The following is an 18241-nucleotide window of genomic DNA, read 5'->3' as shown; positions in this document are numbered from 1 at the left end:
GAATTATAGGGTCTGGCTGGCCAAGTATCAACCAGTTTGCCGTTAGTTCACCCCGAAGGTAATCAGCAGCGCGATTTCAACAGACCATTACAAATCAGTGGCTTAGCAGCTCGCTGCCAGGGGCGCTTCCAATTTCTACCAGATAAAGTGGTCTGCTAATTTACTGTACACAATATGAGCTATTTGATGTGGCGAAGAATGCCGTCAAGCTCATCCAGGCTACTGTACTGAATCACTAATTTGCCCTTGCCTTTGCCGCCTTGCTGAATTGCCACCGGCGAGCCAATGCGCTCGGAAAGCTCCTCCTGCAACTTGCGGATATCGGGATCAACGGCCGTCGGTGCTTTTTTGCTCGGCCCTGTCGACTTTTCCTCAACAAGGCGGCGCACCAGCGCTTCGGTCTGACGCACAGACAAGCCCCGGCTGACCACCGTCGATGCCGCTGACGACTGGGACTCGGGTGGCAAACCCAGTAGTGCCCGGGCATGACCCATTTCAATATCGCCATTTTCGAGCAGCTTTTGCACTTCCTCCCGCAGACCGGTGAGGCGCAGCAGGTTGGTGATGGTGGTGCGCGACTTGCCAACCAACCGCGCAATCTCGGCGTGGGTCAGCTCAAACTCTTTTTGCAGGCGCACCATGGCAAGGGCTTCTTCCATCGGGTTCAAATCTTCCCGCTGAAGATTTTCGATCAGCGCCATTGCCGCCGCAGTTTCATCCGGCACTTCTCTGATCAACGCAGGAACGGCGTCCAACCCGGCCAGTTGCGAGGCACGCCAGCGGCGCTCGCCAGCAATTATTTCGTAGCGGTCCTGGCTGAGCTGGCGCACCACGATGGGCTGCATAATACCCTGGGATTTGATGGATTCGGCCAGCTCTTCAAGGGCCTCGGGCTGCATATCCCGGCGGGGTTGATACTTGCCCCGCTGAAGAAATTCGATGGGTAGACTGCGCAGGGTGCCGTCAACCCCAGAGGCCGTCTCCGTTTTCGCCGAGTCAACCGGTGCCGGGGTCACCGAATCATTGCTACCCTGAGGGAGGGGCGTGACAGCGACCGGATTTGCCGATGCGCCGAGCAGGGCATCCAAACCGCGGCCCAATCCTCGTTTTTTAACCATGAATCTGTTCAGCCTGTGTATTCAGATTATTGTCGGGCTCTGCCTCTGGCGATGGCTTGCTGGCCCGGCGCAGGATTTCACCGGCCAGGGCAAGGTAAGCCAACGCCCCTTTGGACTGCTTGTCATAGTACAGCACCGGCAGGCCGTGACTGGGCGCCTCGGCCAAACGCACATTGCGAGGGATGACGGTGCTATACACTTTGTCGTCGAAATGGCGACGTAACTCGTCGGTCACCTGGCTGGTGAGGCTGGTGCGACCATCGTACATGGTCCGCAAAATGCCCTCGACCTCCAGGGCCGGATTGATCAACTGCTTCACCCGATTAATGGTGTTCAGCAGCGCGCTGAGCCCTTCCAATGCGTAATATTCGCACTGCATTGGAATCAACACGCCATCGGCCGCCGCCAAGGCATTCACGGTGAGCATGTTCAGTGACGGCGGGCAGTCGATCAACACGTAATCGTAATGGGGTGTCACCGCCTGCAGGGCTTCCTTGAGGCGAAACTCCCGGCCGATTTCGTTTATCAATTCCACTTCAGCGGCGGTGAGGTCCTGATTTGCCGGCAAAACATCAAAGCCGCTGTCTTCGGCGCGCTGCACGGTTTCGCCGATTGCCCGCCCGGCAACCAGCACGTCGTAAACGGAGAACTCAACCGCGTCTTTGTCGACACCACAGCCCATGGTGGCATTGCCCTGGGGATCAAGATCAATCAGCAAAATCCGGCGCTTGGTCGCCGCCAGGGACGCCGCCAGATTGACGGTGGTCGTGGTTTTACCCACACCGCCTTTTTGATTGGTAATTGCAAAGACCTTGGCCACGGGCCATCCCTTCTCAAAGTGGGGTCAAGCTTGGGTGTCGGTCCGGTCCGGGACGATCAACAGCAGATGACGCGCCTCGTCCAAACCGGGAACGCTGAGTGAAATACAGCGCTTGACGATAAAGTGTTTTGGCAGATGACTCAACTCTTCCTCTGGGTACAGGCCTTTCATGGCGTACAACTGGCCCGTGGGCGCGAGCTGAGGTGCGCAGGCGCCAGCCATCTCGGCCAGTGAGGAAAATGCTCTTGATATCACCCCGTCAAACAAGTGGTCGCTGTTAAACTGCTCTATTCGATGACAGTGAACACTTACATTCTTTAGACCAAGCCTGGCCTTGCTCTCGATCAGAAAACGGGTTTTTTTGCCGTTACTGTCAAGCAGCTCAAACTGTTTATCGGGATGGAGGATAGCCAATGGTATGCCCGGCAGGCCAGGACCGGTGCCAACGTCCAGAAAGGTCCCGCCTTCCAGATACCGGGCAATACTGAGACTGTCGAGCAAATGCTTGATCAGCATCTGCCGGGGCTCGCGGATGGCGGTAAGGTTATAAGCCCGGTTCCACTTGTGCAGCAGCGCCAGATATTCCAGCAGGTGAGTGCCCTGTTCGGTTGAAAGTGACAGGCCCAGCTCGGCGCTGCCCTGCTTTAGCAGCGGTCTTAGCTCCTCCACTCAGGCACTCTTCCGGTCCAGCAAACCCCGCTTTTTGAGGTAGATCAGCAGCAACGAAACCGCCGCAGGTGTCACACCCGGAATGCGTGAGGCCTGGGCGAGGCTTTCCGGCCGGGTGGTTGCCAGTTTCTGTTTGACCTCGTTCGACAGACCCTCGACCACGGCATAGTCGAAATCTACTGGCAACAGCGTGTTTTCAAACCGCCGCAATCGCTCGATTTCTTCTTTCTGCCGATCAATGTAGCCGGCGTATTTGATGTCAATTTCAAGCTGCTGGGCAACCACCTCGTCAACCGCCTCAGCGGAGTCGAAGAGCTCGGCAATATCGGCGTAATCCAGCTCGGGCCGCTTGAGCAATTCCAGCAAGTTATATTCGTGACTCAGGGGCTTGCTGATTTTGCTGTCAAGCTTTGCCGCTGCCGGGCTGCCGGGCTGAATCCAGGTGCTGGCCAGCCGCTGACGCTCTGCCTCAATGCGGTCGCGTTTTTCGCAGAACGCAGCCCAGCGGGCATCATCGACCAAGCCCAACTCGCGACCTTTTTCGGTCAGGCGCAAGTCTGCATTGTCCTCGCGCAGCAACAAGCGGTACTCGGCCCGTGAAGTAAACATGCGATAGGGTTCTTTGGTCCCCATGGTGATCAGGTCATCGACCAGTACGCCGATGTAGGCCTCGTCGCGGCGCGGACACCAGGCCGGTTTGTCCTGGGCCAACAGCGCGGCATTGGCGCCGGCCAGTAATCCCTGGGCGGCCGCTTCTTCGTACCCGGTCGTGCCGTTAATCTGGCCGGCAAAGAACAGGCCGTGCATGAATTTGGTCTCCAGAGACGATTTCAAATCTCTGGGTTCAAAAAAGTCGTATTCAATCGCATAACCCGGCCGGGTCATGTGGGCGTTTTCAAAACCCTTGATCGACCGCACCAGATTGAGTTGCACGTCAAAGGGCAAACTGGTGGAAATGCCATTGGGATAAAGCTCGTGCGTATTCAACCCCTCGGGCTCAATAAACACCTGGTGAGACGATTTATCCGCAAAGCGGTGCACTTTGTCTTCGATGGACGGGCAGTAACGCGGACCAATGCCCTCAATCACCCCGGTGTACATGGGTGAGCGATCCAGGCCACCGCGAATAATCTCGTGACTGCGCTCGTTGGTGTGGGTAATCCAGCAGCACACCTGCTCCGGGTGCATGTCGCGACGGCCAAGGTAGGACATCACCGGTGCGGGAGTATCTCCCCACTGCTGTTCCAGCCCGTCAAAGTTAACTGTTTTGGCGTCAATACGAGGCGGCGTGCCGGTCTTGAGGCGATCTACCCGGAACGGCAATTCGCGCAGGCGGCTGGCCAAGGCGATGGACGGTGGGTCTCCTGCCCTGCCACCGCTGTGGTTATCCAGGCCAATATGAATTTTGCCACCCAGAAAAGTACCCGCTGTGAGCACCACCGATTTGGCATGGAATCGCAAGCCAATGTTGGTCACCACGCCACGCACGCAGTCGCCCTCAACGATCAGGTCGTCCACGGCCTGCTGGAAGATGGCCAGATTGGGCTGGTTTTCCAGAATCTCACGAATGGCCGCTTTGTAGAGTACCCGATCCGCTTGGGCGCGGGTTGCGCGCACGGCTGGTCCTTTGCGCGCATTCAGAATGCGAAATTGAATGCCGCCGCGGTCTGTTGCCAGGGCCATTGCGCCACCCAGTGCATCCACCTCCTTGACCAGATGGCTCTTGCCAATGCCGCCGATAGCCGGATTGCACGACATTTGACCCAGGGTCTCGATGTTGTGGGTTAGCAACAACGTCGCACAGCCCATGCGAGCAGCTGCCAGCGCGGCCTCTGTACCGGCATGACCACCACCAATCACAATAACGTCGAAGCTCTGCGGATAGTCCACGGTGCACCTGAAGTCTGGCTAGATGAAAAGGACCGGAAATTATACGTGGATAGCAGCGGGCTGCAATGAATTGATGAAAATTTAATCAGTTAGGCCGAAATAAGAATAAAGAAAGATAAGTATATAAATATGTTGATATTTTTATGTTTTTTTTATGTTTGATACTGCTATTACGGTTCTGTTATCTGTTGATAACTTATCTAAGTTTTTGAATTTTATTCTTTTTTTTGATGTATAACTCGGTGTGTTATCCACAGATTTCGTGTTTGCAGGCTGGGAATCCGGCGGGGATGAAATGTGGATAACTCGCGCGCTTTGATTGGCCTGTGGGGAACTGCCGCTTTTATCCGTCGTTTTCCACAGGCTCGAGAGGTTTTGTGCCATCGTCTTTCCCCAGCCAGGAAACCAGCTTTTCTTTCAACACTGGCAATGAAACGGGCTTACTGAGGTAATCGTTCATCCCCGCAGCAAGGCATTGATCTTTGTCTTCCTGGAGTGTGTTGGCGGTCAGGGCGATGATGCAGAGCTCGTCGGGGCTGAACTGCCGACGAATCTGGCGGCAGGCCTCAAAGCCGTCCATCACTGGCATTTGCAGGTCCATGAGCACCACGTTGGGCTGACATTGGTCGATTCGGGTCAAGGCCTCTTTGCCATGATTGGCAGTGAGGACTTCCATTCCCCATTTTTGCAGGACATTGCTGACCAGCATCTGGTTGACCCGGTTGTCTTCCACGACCAGTGCCGTGAGCCCTTTGAGCGGGTTCGAAGCCGTTTTGCTGATCGCCTGGGCGCTGACCTTTTGTCGATATTGGCTCTGCCAGCGCAATTGGAAACGGGTTCCGAGGCCCAGATTGCTTTCCAGGTCGATGCGAATATTCATCATTTCACATAGGCGTTTGACGATGGTGAGCCCGAGTCCTGATCCGCCATAACGCCGCACGGTGGAGCTATCGGCCTGCCGGAAGCTGTCAAAAATAAAGCTCTGCTGACTGGGACTGATACCAATGCCCGTGTCTTCAACCACGAGTTCTAGATCGATGCGTTGGGCGTTGATTGATACGGCAGTGAGACTGAGGCTGACCCTCCCCTTCTCGGTAAATTTCACTGCGTTGCTACTGAGGTTCAGCAGGATTTGCCGAAGTCGTGTTTCGTCGCCGAGAATCTCGAGGTTGCGCAGGCTTGGATCGAGACGCAAATCCAGGGTGATTCGCTTTTTGCTGGCTTCGTGTCGCAATGCGTTGACGGTCTTTTCCAGCAGACTACCAATTGCAAAGTAGTGCTCGAGCAAGCGCAGTTCACCCTTCTCTATCTTAGAAAAGTCGAGGATGTCGTCGACAATGCCCAGCAACAGTTCACTGGAATCCCGGGCGATATCGACATAACGACTTTGTTCTTTGTCGAGGTCGGTATCGGCAAGAAGCTGCAGCATACCCAGGGCGCCATTCATGGGTGTACGCAGCTCGTGAGTCATGGTCGCCAGAAACAGGCTCTTGGCGTTGTTGGCTTCTTCCGCTTCGGCCTTGGCGATTTCCAGCTGACTGACGTGATTCTTTATCGCCAGCTGCTGTTCATCGAGGCTGGCGGACATGTCATTGATATGCTGCTGCAGTTCACCGAGCTCACCCGATTGCAGTTCGGTAATACGTACTCCTGTTCTTCCACTGGCGATATCTCTAGTCGCGGCATTGATCTCGGCCAGGGGGCTTGCCAGTCGGCGCGAGATACGCCAGGCCATACCGATACTGATTGCGGCTACTAAAATGCCGATTAATGAGGACACACCGACAATCTGATACTGAAGCTGACGTAGTTCCTCCGTGGACTTTTCGACGGCAACAGAGCCGAGCAATCGCGGCTCGGCATTCCCCAGGGTTTCACCGGTGATGGCGTCTTCGATGGCAACAGAGCGCTGATAGATGTTGGCAAACACCATTTCACTGGTGTCGTCGCGACGCGCTTGGTTGACCACCCGCCATTGCTGGCTGGTGTCGAGTTGAGTGACGGTAATGGAGATGATGTCGCCGGTTAGCGTTGTCGGCAAAATTTCGCGAATCTGTTGCTGGTCGCCGCTGATGACAGCGAGTTCGGTAAGGGCGGCAATATTTTCTGCGACGCGCCGGGCAATCTCTCGCTGGCTTTGGGCTGCATCATTGAGTCGTGCCGCCAGCGTGTAGCTGAACAAAGAGAAAAACATGATCAGCAGCGGGATCAGCACTGCAATAAGAATTTGTTGGAACAAACTGAATTTTCGAAGCGGACTGAGCATTGGCATGACTATTGGCCCAGCATGCTATTCAAAAGGGTTTGCTCATCCGGCAACGATAGCCCTAATGAGCGAGCGACATTGTTATTGAGCTTGACCCGAAATTGTCCGGGAGGCCGTGGCGGTGGAATTTTTCCCTCGTTCACAAATTGATTGATCATCTGCAGGATTTCGCTGCTGTAGTGCTCTGGGGTTGATACCACTGAGGCCAAGGCCCCTGCATCCACAAAGCCTTCGCTGGGGCCAATCAACAAGGTGTGGTGGCGATAACTGGCCTGCAGAATCGCGCGGATCGATTGGGAGTTATAGAGGGTCTGCTCAGGGGTGGCCAGCAAGACTTGGTTGTTCTGAATAATCTGGTTAATCGTTTGAATTCGGTATGAGTCTGGTATTTGTCGCGCATCCAGCGAAATGTTGGGCATATTCGCTAGTGCATCAGTAACGATTTGCAGAAATTGTGGATTGCGGTAGGCCAGTCCCAGGCGCACGGATTGCTCGCCGAACAAGGTGTTGATTAAGGCGAGTTGCCGGGTTAATGGCTGATCAGAAAATAACGCCGTACTGTTTTGCGGTGTGGGTGTTAGCGCTTCGTATTGGCTTGAGTTGACGTATAGGGCGAACTTGGCGTCGTAGCCATCGGCTTGCAGCATGGGCAGAAGACTATCGGATACTACGAGCAGTATATTCCCGCGCAGGGGTCTCTCTGGGAGCGTGCCGATGTAGGTGTTGAGATGAAACTGCCCTGCTTCACCAATTCGCTGGGCGAGGGAAGTAAGCGCTGCGTTTTGACTAGGTAATATCAAATCGACGCGAGCGCTATCATCCTGGGCGCTCACGTTAGTGGCAAAAGCCAACGCACCCAGAATTACCAGTAGCTGTATGACGAATTGAAACGTCTTCAAGCGGCTAATCCCTGTCCTATTACCTTTTCTCAGTAGTGCAGATTCACACTAATCCATTGACGAAAGTCATCGTGATAACGATTGTCGGCCAGCAGTTCACTGTCGTTGTCCTGACGATACTGGGCTGTGAAGGCGATTTCTAATCGGCTATTGCCGATATTGAATGACTGCGCAATGCGAACATCGCTGCGCGAAAACTTGTTGTCGTCGGTGCCAATTTCTCTTGCATAGTAGTGGGCGGCAGAGACCTGCAAACCGCTGTCAAAGCGATACGAAACCAGCACACTGCCTGCGCTCTGAGGTGTAAATTCTTCTTCGCGTTTTGAGCTGGCCTCTGCTTCGATGTAGGCGTAGCTAAGATGGAAAAGCCAGTGGTGATTCGGTCGAAAATCGACTTCTGTTTCAGCGCCTTTTTGCGAAAGTGATGTATCGTTAGATGGATCGAAACTATCGAGTGCAATTGATTTTGAGATCAGCCGGTCGAGTTTGTCATCAAAAATTTTCACATCCCACTGAAGGTGGTATTGGCGAAAATTGCCGTAATAACCAATCTCTCGAGATTCAATTCGCTCCGGTCTTACGTCGGGGTTGCCTGTTGCGGTGAGGGCAAATGTGCCTTCTGTCTGGCCGTCGGGTGCCGGTCTGACATTGCGGGCGGTATACTGCCAGTCGGCAGAGGTTTCTAACAAATCAGGTGAGCGTATCGCTTCGGAATAGATCATCCGAAAGCCGTGGTCGGCATTGATATGAAAATGCAGTGAATAGCGGGGTGAGAAATTTTTGCCGACATACTGCTCGTATTCATATGACCCACCGGCGTTGGCACTGATGTAGTCGTTTAATTTTAGTTCGGCATTGGCGAATAGCTGATAGCTGTGGTTGTCTATCGTGCCACCGTAGTAGGTTTCTGATTGAGCTCTGGCCTTTTTTAAGTGGATACCGGATACCGTTTGAAAGGATTTACTCCAGATATAGGTGTCTTGAAAATCCAGATCCTGGCGGCTAACGCGGATATTCTGGTTTGCGTCGGCCATGACGATGGGATTTGGATTGGTGAAAATGCCGATAAATTGCGGTGGAAGTGCAACCGTCCACTCGGTTTCCTGGTCCTGGCTTGAGTGGTCGAGACGCAGGCTTTGAGTATGAAAGACGGAGTATTCCCATTCTAACTTGCCGGAAAAATAGTAGTCTCTAACGTAGTTGTCGGGTGGCGTAACATCCAGATCCGTTCGATCATCCTCGGTCCACCCCTGTTTGTAGCCAAACGCAAAGCTGCTGCTGATACCACTAGAGAGCTGACGCTCGTACCGGGTGTTTATCAGTTCGAGATTCTTGCCATCTCGACGTTCGCTGCCGTCCATTTTGTGGTCAAAGCCGCTGTCTCTGCGACTGGCGACAGTCACACCGTAGAAGCCGCCTGCATAATCACCGGCATGACTGACGCGATAGTCTTCCGTGTCTTGATCGCCAACTTTGACGTTGATATTCAGGCGATCCCTATCGGCAGGATGACGGGTGATAATGTTGATGACGCCGAGAAAGGCATTGGCGCCGTAAGCGGCCGTCGATGGTCCTCGTACAACCTCAATGCGTTCGATATCTTCGATAGTAATGGGGATATCGCTCCAGTCGACGGTGGCTAACCCCGCCTGGTATACCGAGCGGCCGTCGATCAGCACCTGCATGCGGCGTGAATCCCGGTAATTGGTACCGTGGTAACTGACGACATGATTCCATCCGTCCCGAGCGCCGACAGAGGTGCCGGGAATCAGACGGAAAAGTTCAGGGATTTCTCGCAGGCCCGAGGCAATAATCATGTCTCGGTCAATTACCGAAACGCTGGCAGGCACCTCAGTGCGGTTTTGCTTGAGGCGCGCAGGAGTGAGTACCACGGGAAGGTTTTCTTCGCCGAGGAGGTTGGCAAATGTATGATCAGCTGAGAATACACCGGTAAGCAGTAGCGCGATGCTGATTGGAAGGCCCTGACGCATCCTCTCTCCTTATGTGTTCTTGTTGGTCCAGCAGGCAGTGTAGCCTTAGTATAGCTGCCCCAGCTAGCAGCAATTTGGGCATTCCACTAAGGTAGGGCGGTTAGCGAGAAAGGTGGGTGAGCGACGCTTATTTGCCGATGCAGAAGCTGGAGAATATTTCGCCCAGCAAATCATCGGCGGTGAATTCACCGGTGATCGCAGAGAGGGCGTGTTGGGCTAGACGAAGTTCCTCTGCAACCAACTCACCGGCCATGGCATGCGCGAGTTGTTCACTGGCCAGCTGCAAATGCTGGTCGGCTGTAGACAGGGCGTTGAGGTGTCGGCGGCGGGCGATGAAGTTGGAGTCGCTTTCTTCAAATCCCATACAGCTTTTGAGATGGTCTCTAAGCTGATCGATTCCGAGCCCCTGTTTTGCCGATATCGTCAAGGTAGTCACACCCGGTGCAAAGGGGTGATCGTTAGCGGGTTGCAGGTCACATTTATTGAGCAGGATACTGAGCTTGCCCTTTGCCGCGGCGTCGAGAAACTCGGTGGGAATTGCGGTGGCGGGTCGGGGTTGGCTGTTGTCAACAACCAGCAAGATTCGATCAGCTTTTTCAATTTCAGACCAGGCCCGGCGAATACCCTCCTGTTCTACCGGGTCTTCGCTGTCGCGCAGACCGGCGGTGTCAATGATATGCAGGGGCATGCCGTCGATCAGAATATTCTCTCGCAACACATCACGGGTGGTGCCGGCAATGTCGGTGACAATAGCTGACTCTCTACCCGCCAAGGCATTGAGCAAGCTGGATTTGCCGGCATTGGGCTGCCCGGCAATTACCACGGTCATGCCTTCCCGGAGCAAACTACCCTGTTTGGCAGAGCGAAACACCTGATTGAGCTGTTGGCAGATGTTGGCCAGATCGGCGCCCACTTTGCCGTCACTGAGAAAATCGATTTCTTCTTCGGGAAAGTCGATGGCTGCCTCAACGTACATTCGCAGCTGGGTAATTGCCTTCACGAGAGTGTTGATATGGCGGCTAAAGTCCCCTTCCAGCGAGCGCATGGCTTGGCGAGCCGCTTGCTCCGAGGCGCTATCAATCAGGTCGGCAATGGCCTCTGCCTGGGCAAGGTCTATTTTGTTGTTGAGAAAGGCCCGCTCTGAAAACTCCCCCGGCCGGGCGAGTCTGGCACCCTGACCAAGCACGGCCTGCAACAACATATCCATGATGATTGGTCCGCCGTGACCTTGAAGCTCCAGTACGTCTTCACCGGTGAATGAGTGGGGACCAGGGAAAAACAATGCCAGGCCTTTATCGATAAGGCGGGCTTCGCCGGTGGCGGACGCCGCTTCCCGAAAACTGGCGAAGTGGGCGTAACGGGGGCTTAGCTCAGTGAGGCCTGTGAGGGATTCGGCAATGGCGACGCACTTTGGGCCAGAGACGCGGATAATGCCAACACCACCTTTTCCAGGTGGTGTGGCTATTGCGGCAATGGTATCGCTACCCGATGTGCTCATGGCTACCGGCCTTAGCGGGTGGGGAGGCCCCGCTTTTCAATCTGCTTGGTGATAATGTATTGCTGAATAATCGACAGCGTATTGTTCACTACCCAGTACAACACCAGTCCTGCTGGGAAGAACAGGAAGAAGAAGGTAAAGATCAGTGGTAGCCATTGCATGATCTTCGCTTGCATCGGATCGGGTGGTGGTGGGTTCAGTTTTTGCTGGATGAACATGGACAGGCCCATGACAACGGGCAGGATAAAGTAAGGGTCCATGGCCGACAGGTCGTGGATCCACAATATAAAGGGGGCGTGACGCAGCTCAATACTTTCCATCAGTACCCAGTAGAGCGCAATAAACACCGGCATCTGAACCAGCATTGGCAAACAGCCGCCGACAGGATTAATTTTTTCCTTCTTATATAGCTCCATCATGGCCTGGGACTGCTTTTGCTTGTCGTCGGCGTAGCGCTCGCGAATTTCAACCAGCTTTGGTTGGACTTTGCGCATATTCGCCATGGAGGTGAAGGCTTTAGCATTGAGCTGGAAGAAGGCAGCCTTGATCAACACCGTTATGGCGATAATAGAGAAGCCCCAATTGCCCAGGAAGCCGTGCATTTTGGTCAGCAGCCAGAACAGCGGCTGAGCTATCCACCACAACCAGCCGTAATCCACGGTGAGGTCCAGGCCGGGCGCGATACCTTCCAGGCGGTACTGATCTTTAGGGCCGGTATAAAATTCAGCGCTGATTTTGCCTTGCTGGCCGGCCGGCACCACCACGCTTTCTCCGGTGAAGCGAGCAATGTTGTAGCCCTGCTTGGTCACCACGGTGGACAGCTGATTGGATTGGTCTTGGGGCGGCACCCAGGCATTGAGGAAGTAGTGTTGGCTCATACCAATCCAGCCACCATCAACCGAGACCTTCAGCGGCTTGCTTTGCATCTTGTCGAAGGTCAGTTTGCGGTAAAGGTCTTCGTTGTCGGCGTAAGCTACCCCCATAAAAGGCTTCATGGAGAACATGCCGCCTTTATCATCGACGCTGGGGTCGGGGCTATTATCCCGCTTTAGCTGACCAAAGAAGCGCGCTTCGAAGTCGGTGTCACCGCGGTTGTCGACCAGATATTGGACATCGACCAGGTACTTACCGGGCTTGAAAACAAAGCGTTTTACCAGACGCACGGACTCGCTGTAATTGAAGTGCAGATCGACATTGAGAACGTCCTGGCCCTCGGCCAAGATGAATTCGTTTGCTTCGGCAACAAAAGTGGGTCGGCCTGCGCCAGTGTCAGTCGCATTCTTGCCAATCAGACCACTTTGGGCGGTGTAGCTGCGCTGGTCATTGTTGCTCAGCAGGACGAAAGGGTCATCAGATTCCAGAGTGGCGGTGTAATTGGGTAGAGAGCTGTAAACCAGGTCGCCACCCTGAAGGGCAATCTTCACCGTCAACACATCGGTGTTCACCACGATATGGTCGGCGGTCGTCGCGCTTTGGACTTCGACTACTTGTCCCTGGTCGTCAATCGTTGGCACGTCGACCGGGTCAGCAAGGCTGTTGTCAGCATCAGCCGCCGTCGCCGGCTTGGAAGTAGCTGCCATGGTGGGCTCGGGTAGCTCAAAGTTGCGCCACTCCACCAGCAGCATAAACGACAGGGCAGCAATAGCGGCAATCAGTAGATAGCGCTGGATATCAATCATGTTGAGAAGGCCTAGAAAGTTGGAGTTTTGTCGACGAGCAGCCGCAGGTTGGGACCGGGTCGTAGCCCCCTTTGTTAAAAGGGTGGCAGCGGAGCAACCGCCATAGAGTGAGTGCGGTGCCTCGAAGGGCGCCGTGGGTTTGGAGTGCTTCGAGTGCGTAGTGGGAGCAGCTGGGATAGAAACGGCAGTGACTGGCCATCACAGGGCTAATAAAGAAGCGATAGCCTTTGACCAGCCAAATCAATACGCGCTTCATCAGCCGGCTGACCTCGTCGCCATACGTTGACGGTGTTTTTCTGCCCGGTTTTGCAATTGCAGCCACAGCTGATTGCAGGTTTCGTGTAGCTGATGGTTTTCCATAGTATCCAGGCCACGTCTGGCCAGCACGATCACATCCAAGCCTATTAGCTGATGTTGTTGCTGGCGAAAAGTCTCCCGCACAATACGCTTTATCCGGTTTCTCTGCACCGCTAGACGAGCATTTTTTTTGGCGATCACCAACCCGAGGCGAGGGTGTTGGCGGTCATTGGGCAGTGCGAGGAAGAGAATTTCGGGGGTGGAAACCTTGAGGCGTGAGCGCTCAAAAACCGCTTGATAATCGCTGGCTTGGAGAAGACGCAATGATTTTCCAAACTGTAAGTTCACTGCGTCGCCAGCGGACTCTCATTCGGTGCTGCTGTTAGGCAGACAGGCGAGCCCGGCCTTTGGCACGGCGGCGGTTGATGACCTTACGGCCATTCTTGGTTGCCATGCGTGCACGGAAACCGTGGGTGCGGGCACGCTTCAGGTTGCTGGGTTGAAAAGTTCTTTTCATGGCTTCATCCGTTTCGTCTAGTGCCGCGCCAGCTTGTTGGCGCTAAGCCCGCCCTTTTGGCCGGACCGGTAAATTTGGATCGCGAATTTTAGATGACTCTAAGGGGAATAGCAACGCTCTGTGGCCTGATATCAGTGAATTTGTCGGCGAGCATAACGAAGAAGATGGCTTATGGGGGTTGTACCAGCTTTTGTACAAGCTACCCACTAAATATCCACAGAAAACAAGCAGTGTTATCCACAGGTAAATGTTTTTTGCATAAAGCGCTTGAATTTTTTCCTTATTTCTGTATCGTTTTGAAAAGTAAGAAATTTTTTCCTTTATCTGCGCTTTCTTATTCCGATTTTGTTGTGGATAAGTTGGTCTTCCAAGCGTAGAATTCGCAAGTTATTAAACGTCTTTTCCCAGCTTTTCGGTTGGGCTCTCTTTGTCGTTTTCACAAGCGGTAGCGGTATATATAAAGAAGCCAGTACGTCTAGCTTGGCTTCGATAATAGTCTTTAAGGGTATGGAGAAAACGGTGTCAGAAGCGACTTGGCAAAAATGTATCGCTCATTTGCGCGACGAATTACCGAGCCAACAGTTTAATACCTGGATTAAGCCCCTGCGCTACGAAGCGCAGGATGGTCGAATCGATTTGTTTGCGCCCAACCGTTTTGTGAGGGATTGGGTGAGTGACCGCTTTCTGGATCGTATTTTAGAACTCGTCGCTGAGCTGGCGCCGTCGGATAGTCGCCCGGAGGTGGCACTGGGGATCGGCGGGCGATCGGCGGCTCCCGGATTTGCTGTCCCTAATGCTGGCTCCCGCATTGTCATGCCGGGGACGGAGTCGGCTAATGTACGCGGTGGTGTTGAGCCGCGGGCCAGGGAATCTGTCACCCCCAGCAACACGGTTGGGGCGGCGATGGCTGCCGAGCAGCGCCTGGTTGATCGCGATGAGGTGTCGCCAGCAGAATTGATCGACAGTAGCGCCGCACCCGGCGGCCGTACCGTTGAGGTGGAAGGTCGAATTCGGCATCAGAGTTCGCTGATGGAGGCCTATACCTTTGATACGTTTGTTGAGGGTAAATCGAACCAGCTTGCCAGAGCGGCAGCCAGTCAGATCGCCGAAAACCCCGGTCGCGCATACAATCCGCTATTTTTGTACGGCGGAGTCGGTTTGGGGAAAACCCATCTGATGCACGCCGTGGGTAATGCGTTGTTGGCGCAGAACCCGAATGCCAAAGTGGTATACCTCCATTCGGAGCGTTTTGTTGCTGATATGGTGAAGGCATTACAGTTGAACGCGATTAATGAGTTCAAACGTTACTACCGGTCGGTGGACGCGCTGCTGATTGACGATATTCAGTTTTTCTCCGGAAAGGAGCGCTCCCAGGAAGAGTTCTTCCACACCTTTAATTCCTTGTTGGAAGGCGGTCAGCAGATGATATTGACCTGTGATCGTTACCCGAAAGAAATCAAGGGCTTAGAGGAACGATTGAAATCCCGATTTGGCTGGGGTCTGACTGTGGCTGTAGAGCCCCCTGAGCTAGAGACCCGGGTGGCAATTTTGTTGAAGAAGGCTGAACAGGAGCGAATTACCTTGCCATCTGAAGCAGCTTTTTTTATTGCCCAACGGGTACGCTCCAATGTTCGTGAGCTGGAGGGTGTGCTGAAGCGAGTGATCGCCAGTTCCCGCTTTATGGCCAAGCCGATTGATGTGCCTTTGATTAAGGATTCGCTGAAGGACCTTTTGGCCCTGCAGGACAAGCTGGTTAGTCTCGAAAATATTCAACGCACCGTTGCGGAATACTACAAAATAAAATTTTCTGACTTGATGTCAAAGCGGCGCAGTCGCTCGGTGGCTCGCCCTCGGCAAATGGCCATGGCTTTGTCAAAGGAGTTAACCAATCACAGCCTGCCGGAGATTGGTGAAAGTTTTGGTGGCCGCGATCACACCACCGTGTTGCATGCCTGCAAGAAGGTGAAAGAATTGCGGGAAACCGACAATGATATTCGGGAAGATTATCAAAATTTGATAAGACTGCTGACAACTTGATGCCTGACAGCGGCTAATATAATAAAGTGTCATAACACCGCGTTAGGGCGCCTGTTTTGCTCTTCGAAGCGTTTTCTTCAGTGCTGACCGACGCAATGACATTGTGATGCCCGATCTGATAATCAACGACTCGAGACGAGGAATTCAGGAGACATGAAATTTTCAATTTCCAGGGACGCACTGATTAAACCACTGAACCTGGTGGCTGGTGTTGTTGAACGACGTCAAACGCTACCGGTTTTGGCGAACGTGCAAATCGTCGTAGACGGTGATCAGTTGTCCCTTACCGGCACCGACCTTGAGGTCGAACTGATCGGACGGGTAAACCTTGATGCGGCGGCGGTGGCTTCTCCTGGTGAGATAACCGTACCGGCCAAAAAGCTAGTGGATATCTGTAAGGCACTTCCTGATGGTGCTGCGCTGGACATTCAGCTCGACGAGCAAAAACTGATTATCAAGTCGGGCCGTAGCCGGTTCCAGCTGTCTACCTTGTCGGCGGCGGATTTTCCAAGTGTAGAGCAAGGCAAAGGCGGCCAGCGTTTTGTCATTAAGCAGGGTGACCTGAAACGGTTGATCGAGAAAACCAGTTTCGCAATGGCTCAGCAGGATGTTCGCTACTACCTCAACGGTATGTTGTTCGAAGTGGCAACCGGCAATCTGCGGGTGGTTGCAACCGACGGCCACCGTTTGGCGATGGCTACCCTCCCCTGTGACATTAATGTTGATAATGCCTCCCAGGTGATCGTGCCGCGTAAAGGCGTTATTGAGCTGGGCCGCCTACTGATCAATGAAGATCAGGACGCGGAAATTATCGTCAGCAACAACCATATTCGGGTAGTCACGTCCGACTTTACCTTCACCTCAAAACTTATCGATGGCAAGTTCCCGGACTACGAGCGTGTGTTGCCCAGAAGCAGCACCAAAGAGGTCTTGGGGTCGCGCCAGGAGCTGAAACAGGCCTTTGCCCGCACCGCGATCCTGTCGAATGAGAAATATCGCGGTATTCGCATCGTGTTGAGCAGTGGTAGTCTTCAGATCATTGCTAACAACCCAGAGCAGGAAGAGGCAGAAGAGGTTGTGGCGGTGGATTATGCCGGTGAGGGTCTCGAGATTGGCTTCAATGTGAGTTATCTGCTGGATGTGTTGGCGGCGGTATCGGGAGAGACAGTGAAGTTCTCGTTATCTGACGCAAACAGCTCAGCGTTGATCGAGGAGTCGGAGTCGCAGGACTGTCAGTACGTTGTAATGCCGATGAGGCTGTAGACCTTTTTATGGGGAAGGTGCTGTCGCGAATCACCAATAGTGCGGCGGCGCTTCTTCCCCATCGTAACCCCCTCCTCTTCTTCTCTGTTCTCTTCTTGCTGGTATCTCATTTTTGCCCGTACCGTCCATTGGTCATCGCTTTAATTCAAGAGCGCCCTGATTTCCCATGCGTTTGAAGCAGCTGTCTGTCAGTCATTTTCGAAATATCGAGCACGCCAAGTTGTTGGATTTGGCAGACGTGAACTTTATTCATGGCCTCAACGGTAGTGGTAAAACCAGTTTGCTGGAAGCGCTGCATACCCTGTCGATAAGTCATTCCTTTCGAACCCGTAAAATAAAATCGATGATTCAGGCTGCTCAGGACGCGCTGTTGGTGAGGGGGGAGCTGGAAGATATCGATGGGCTTGAGGGCCAATGGCTAGCGGTTCAGCGTTCGGCCACCGATGGCACATTAGTGAAATTCAGGGGCGAGCGGCTTGGTTCAGTTGGAGAGATGGCCGGAATTCTTCCGGTTCAGTTGGTCAATCCGGCGGCATTTGCGCTGATAGAAGGGTCGCCTGCTGATCGGCGCCAGTTCCTGGACTGGTCAGTGTTCCACGTGAAACATCTTCATTTTTACTCTCTGTGGATTCGATACCGTAAGGCGCTACAACAGCGAAATTCTTTGCTCAGACGTGGTAAAATTGATCGTTCTTTATTGGCTGTATGGGACCGAGAGCTGGTCGCGTGCGGCGAAAAAATTAATGAAAGTCGGCAGGGTCAGTTTGACGCCCTCCTCGCCCTTTTCTTTGAAGTGTATGCCAAGCTTTCGCCTGAGTTTGATGAGCAAGGCGGTGTGTTTGGTGGTGAGGTGACGTTGCGCTTTTCCTCGGGTTGGGACGCTCAGCTTTCGCTGGCGGAGGCCCTTGCGGCCAGCCTGGAGACGGATCTCAGTCAAGGGTTTACTCGGCCAGGCCCCCATCGTGCAGACTTGTCAGTGCGGGTTGATGGCGTTCAGGCAGCAGAGGTGCTGTCACGGGGGCAAACTAAGACGCTGGTTTGTGCTTTGAAGATCGCCCAGCTGCTCATGCTAGAGCAGTCTGGTGTTGTGGGTATTGTGCTGATCGACGATTTGCCTGCAGAGTTGGATATAGTGAGGCGGCGTGCATTGTTTCGGGCATTGGCGTCGTTGAAAACCCAGGTATTTGCAACATCGATCACTGCTGAGGAGCTTTCAGGGGATTGGTGTTCGGGTAAGAGCGTTAAAAGGTTTCACGTGGAACATGGTCGTTTCACCGGGGTTTGAATGCCGAGGTCG

The 18241-nt window shown here is 53.7% G+C and carries 15 protein-coding genes; 3 read left to right on the top strand and 12 right to left on the bottom strand.

The genetic code is table 11. The features are described from left to right. Positions 1–179: 179 nt before the first annotated feature. From NCG89_RS09805 to rpmH, 12 genes are all read right to left on the bottom strand, one after another. A complete protein-coding gene (locus tag NCG89_RS09805; protein ID WP_251086347.1) occupies positions 180–1118 on the bottom strand; it encodes a ParB/RepB/Spo0J family partition protein in 939 nt (312 codons plus the stop codon). Next, positions 1111–1938 carry a ParA family protein gene (locus tag NCG89_RS09800; RefSeq protein WP_251086346.1) on the bottom strand — a complete coding sequence of 276 codons (828 nt, stop codon included), beginning with the start codon at positions 1936–1938 and terminating at the stop codon, positions 1111–1113. The genes NCG89_RS09805 and NCG89_RS09800 overlap by 8 nt, the downstream gene beginning before the upstream one ends. 24 nt (positions 1939–1962) lie before the next feature. After that, on the bottom strand, positions 1963–2607 hold the full coding sequence (gene rsmG, locus NCG89_RS09795; protein WP_251086345.1) for a 16S rRNA (guanine(527)-N(7))-methyltransferase RsmG: 645 nt from the start codon (positions 2605–2607) through the stop codon (positions 1963–1965). Continuing rightward, entirely contained in the window at positions 2608–4497 is a 1890-nt protein-coding gene (mnmG, locus tag NCG89_RS09790) for a tRNA uridine-5-carboxymethylaminomethyl(34) synthesis enzyme MnmG (protein WP_251086344.1), read from the bottom strand. It lies immediately after the preceding gene. Positions 4498–4840: 343 nt separating this feature from the next. Continuing rightward, positions 4841–6769: a response regulator gene (locus NCG89_RS09785; protein ID WP_251086343.1), complete on the bottom strand. Its 1929-nt coding sequence runs from the start codon at positions 6767–6769 to the stop codon at positions 4841–4843. Positions 6770–6771: 2 nt separating this feature from the next. Next, positions 6772–7662, bottom strand: a complete 891-nt coding sequence (locus NCG89_RS09780) for a hypothetical protein (RefSeq protein WP_251086342.1) — start codon at positions 7660–7662, stop codon at positions 6772–6774. 29 nt (positions 7663–7691) lie between these two features. After that, the gene (locus NCG89_RS09775) at positions 7692–9653 is read right to left on the bottom strand and encodes a TonB-dependent receptor plug domain-containing protein (RefSeq protein ID WP_251086341.1); all 1962 of its coding nucleotides are present in this window, start codon (positions 9651–9653) and stop codon (positions 7692–7694) included. A 127-nt stretch (positions 9654–9780) separates the two neighbouring features. Then, positions 9781–11151: a tRNA uridine-5-carboxymethylaminomethyl(34) synthesis GTPase MnmE gene (gene mnmE, locus NCG89_RS09770; protein WP_251086340.1), complete on the bottom strand. Its 1371-nt coding sequence runs from the start codon at positions 11149–11151 to the stop codon at positions 9781–9783. A gap of 11 nt (positions 11152–11162) precedes the next feature. Then, a complete protein-coding gene (gene yidC, locus NCG89_RS09765; protein ID WP_251086339.1) occupies positions 11163–12830 on the bottom strand; it encodes a membrane protein insertase YidC in 1668 nt (555 codons plus the stop codon). Further along, positions 12823–13029: a membrane protein insertion efficiency factor YidD gene (gene yidD / locus NCG89_RS09760; RefSeq protein ID WP_432757890.1), complete on the bottom strand. Its 207-nt coding sequence runs from the start codon at positions 13027–13029 to the stop codon at positions 12823–12825. The genes yidC and yidD overlap by 8 nt, the downstream gene beginning before the upstream one ends. A 56-nt stretch (positions 13030–13085) precedes the next feature. Next, positions 13086–13451: a ribonuclease P protein component gene (gene rnpA, locus NCG89_RS09755; RefSeq protein ID WP_251086337.1), complete on the bottom strand. Its 366-nt coding sequence runs from the start codon at positions 13449–13451 to the stop codon at positions 13086–13088. 58 nt (positions 13452–13509) lie between these two features. Then, complete coding sequence (gene rpmH, locus NCG89_RS09750; RefSeq protein WP_198569793.1) at positions 13510–13644, bottom strand: 50S ribosomal protein L34; 135 nt, start codon at positions 13642–13644, stop codon at positions 13510–13512. Between the two features lie 519 nt (positions 13645–14163). On the opposite strand from rpmH, the gene dnaA reads away from it, so the two are divergent. The 3 genes from dnaA to recF all read left to right on the top strand — a co-directional run bounded on the left by dnaA (position 14164) and on the right by recF (position 18229). Continuing rightward, complete coding sequence (gene dnaA, locus NCG89_RS09745; protein WP_251086336.1) at positions 14164–15681, top strand: chromosomal replication initiator protein DnaA; 1518 nt, start codon at positions 14164–14166, stop codon at positions 15679–15681. A gap of 153 nt (positions 15682–15834) precedes the next feature. After that, positions 15835–16944 carry a DNA polymerase III subunit beta gene (dnaN, locus tag NCG89_RS09740; protein ID WP_251086335.1) on the top strand — a complete coding sequence of 370 codons (1110 nt, stop codon included), beginning with the start codon at positions 15835–15837 and terminating at the stop codon, positions 16942–16944. A 166-nt stretch (positions 16945–17110) separates the two neighbouring features. Then, on the top strand, positions 17111–18229 hold the full coding sequence (recF, locus tag NCG89_RS09735; protein WP_251086334.1) for a DNA replication/repair protein RecF: 1119 nt from the start codon (positions 17111–17113) through the stop codon (positions 18227–18229). Positions 18230–18241: the final 12 nt, after the last annotated feature.

Origin of the sequence: Spongiibacter taiwanensis, from assembly GCF_023702635.1 — a bacterium.
In the GTDB taxonomy this organism is placed as follows: Bacteria; Pseudomonadota; Gammaproteobacteria; order Pseudomonadales; family Spongiibacteraceae; genus Spongiibacter; species Spongiibacter taiwanensis.
Note: the sequence above shows the minus strand (reverse complement) of the source record. Positions and strands in the feature narration are given on the sequence as shown.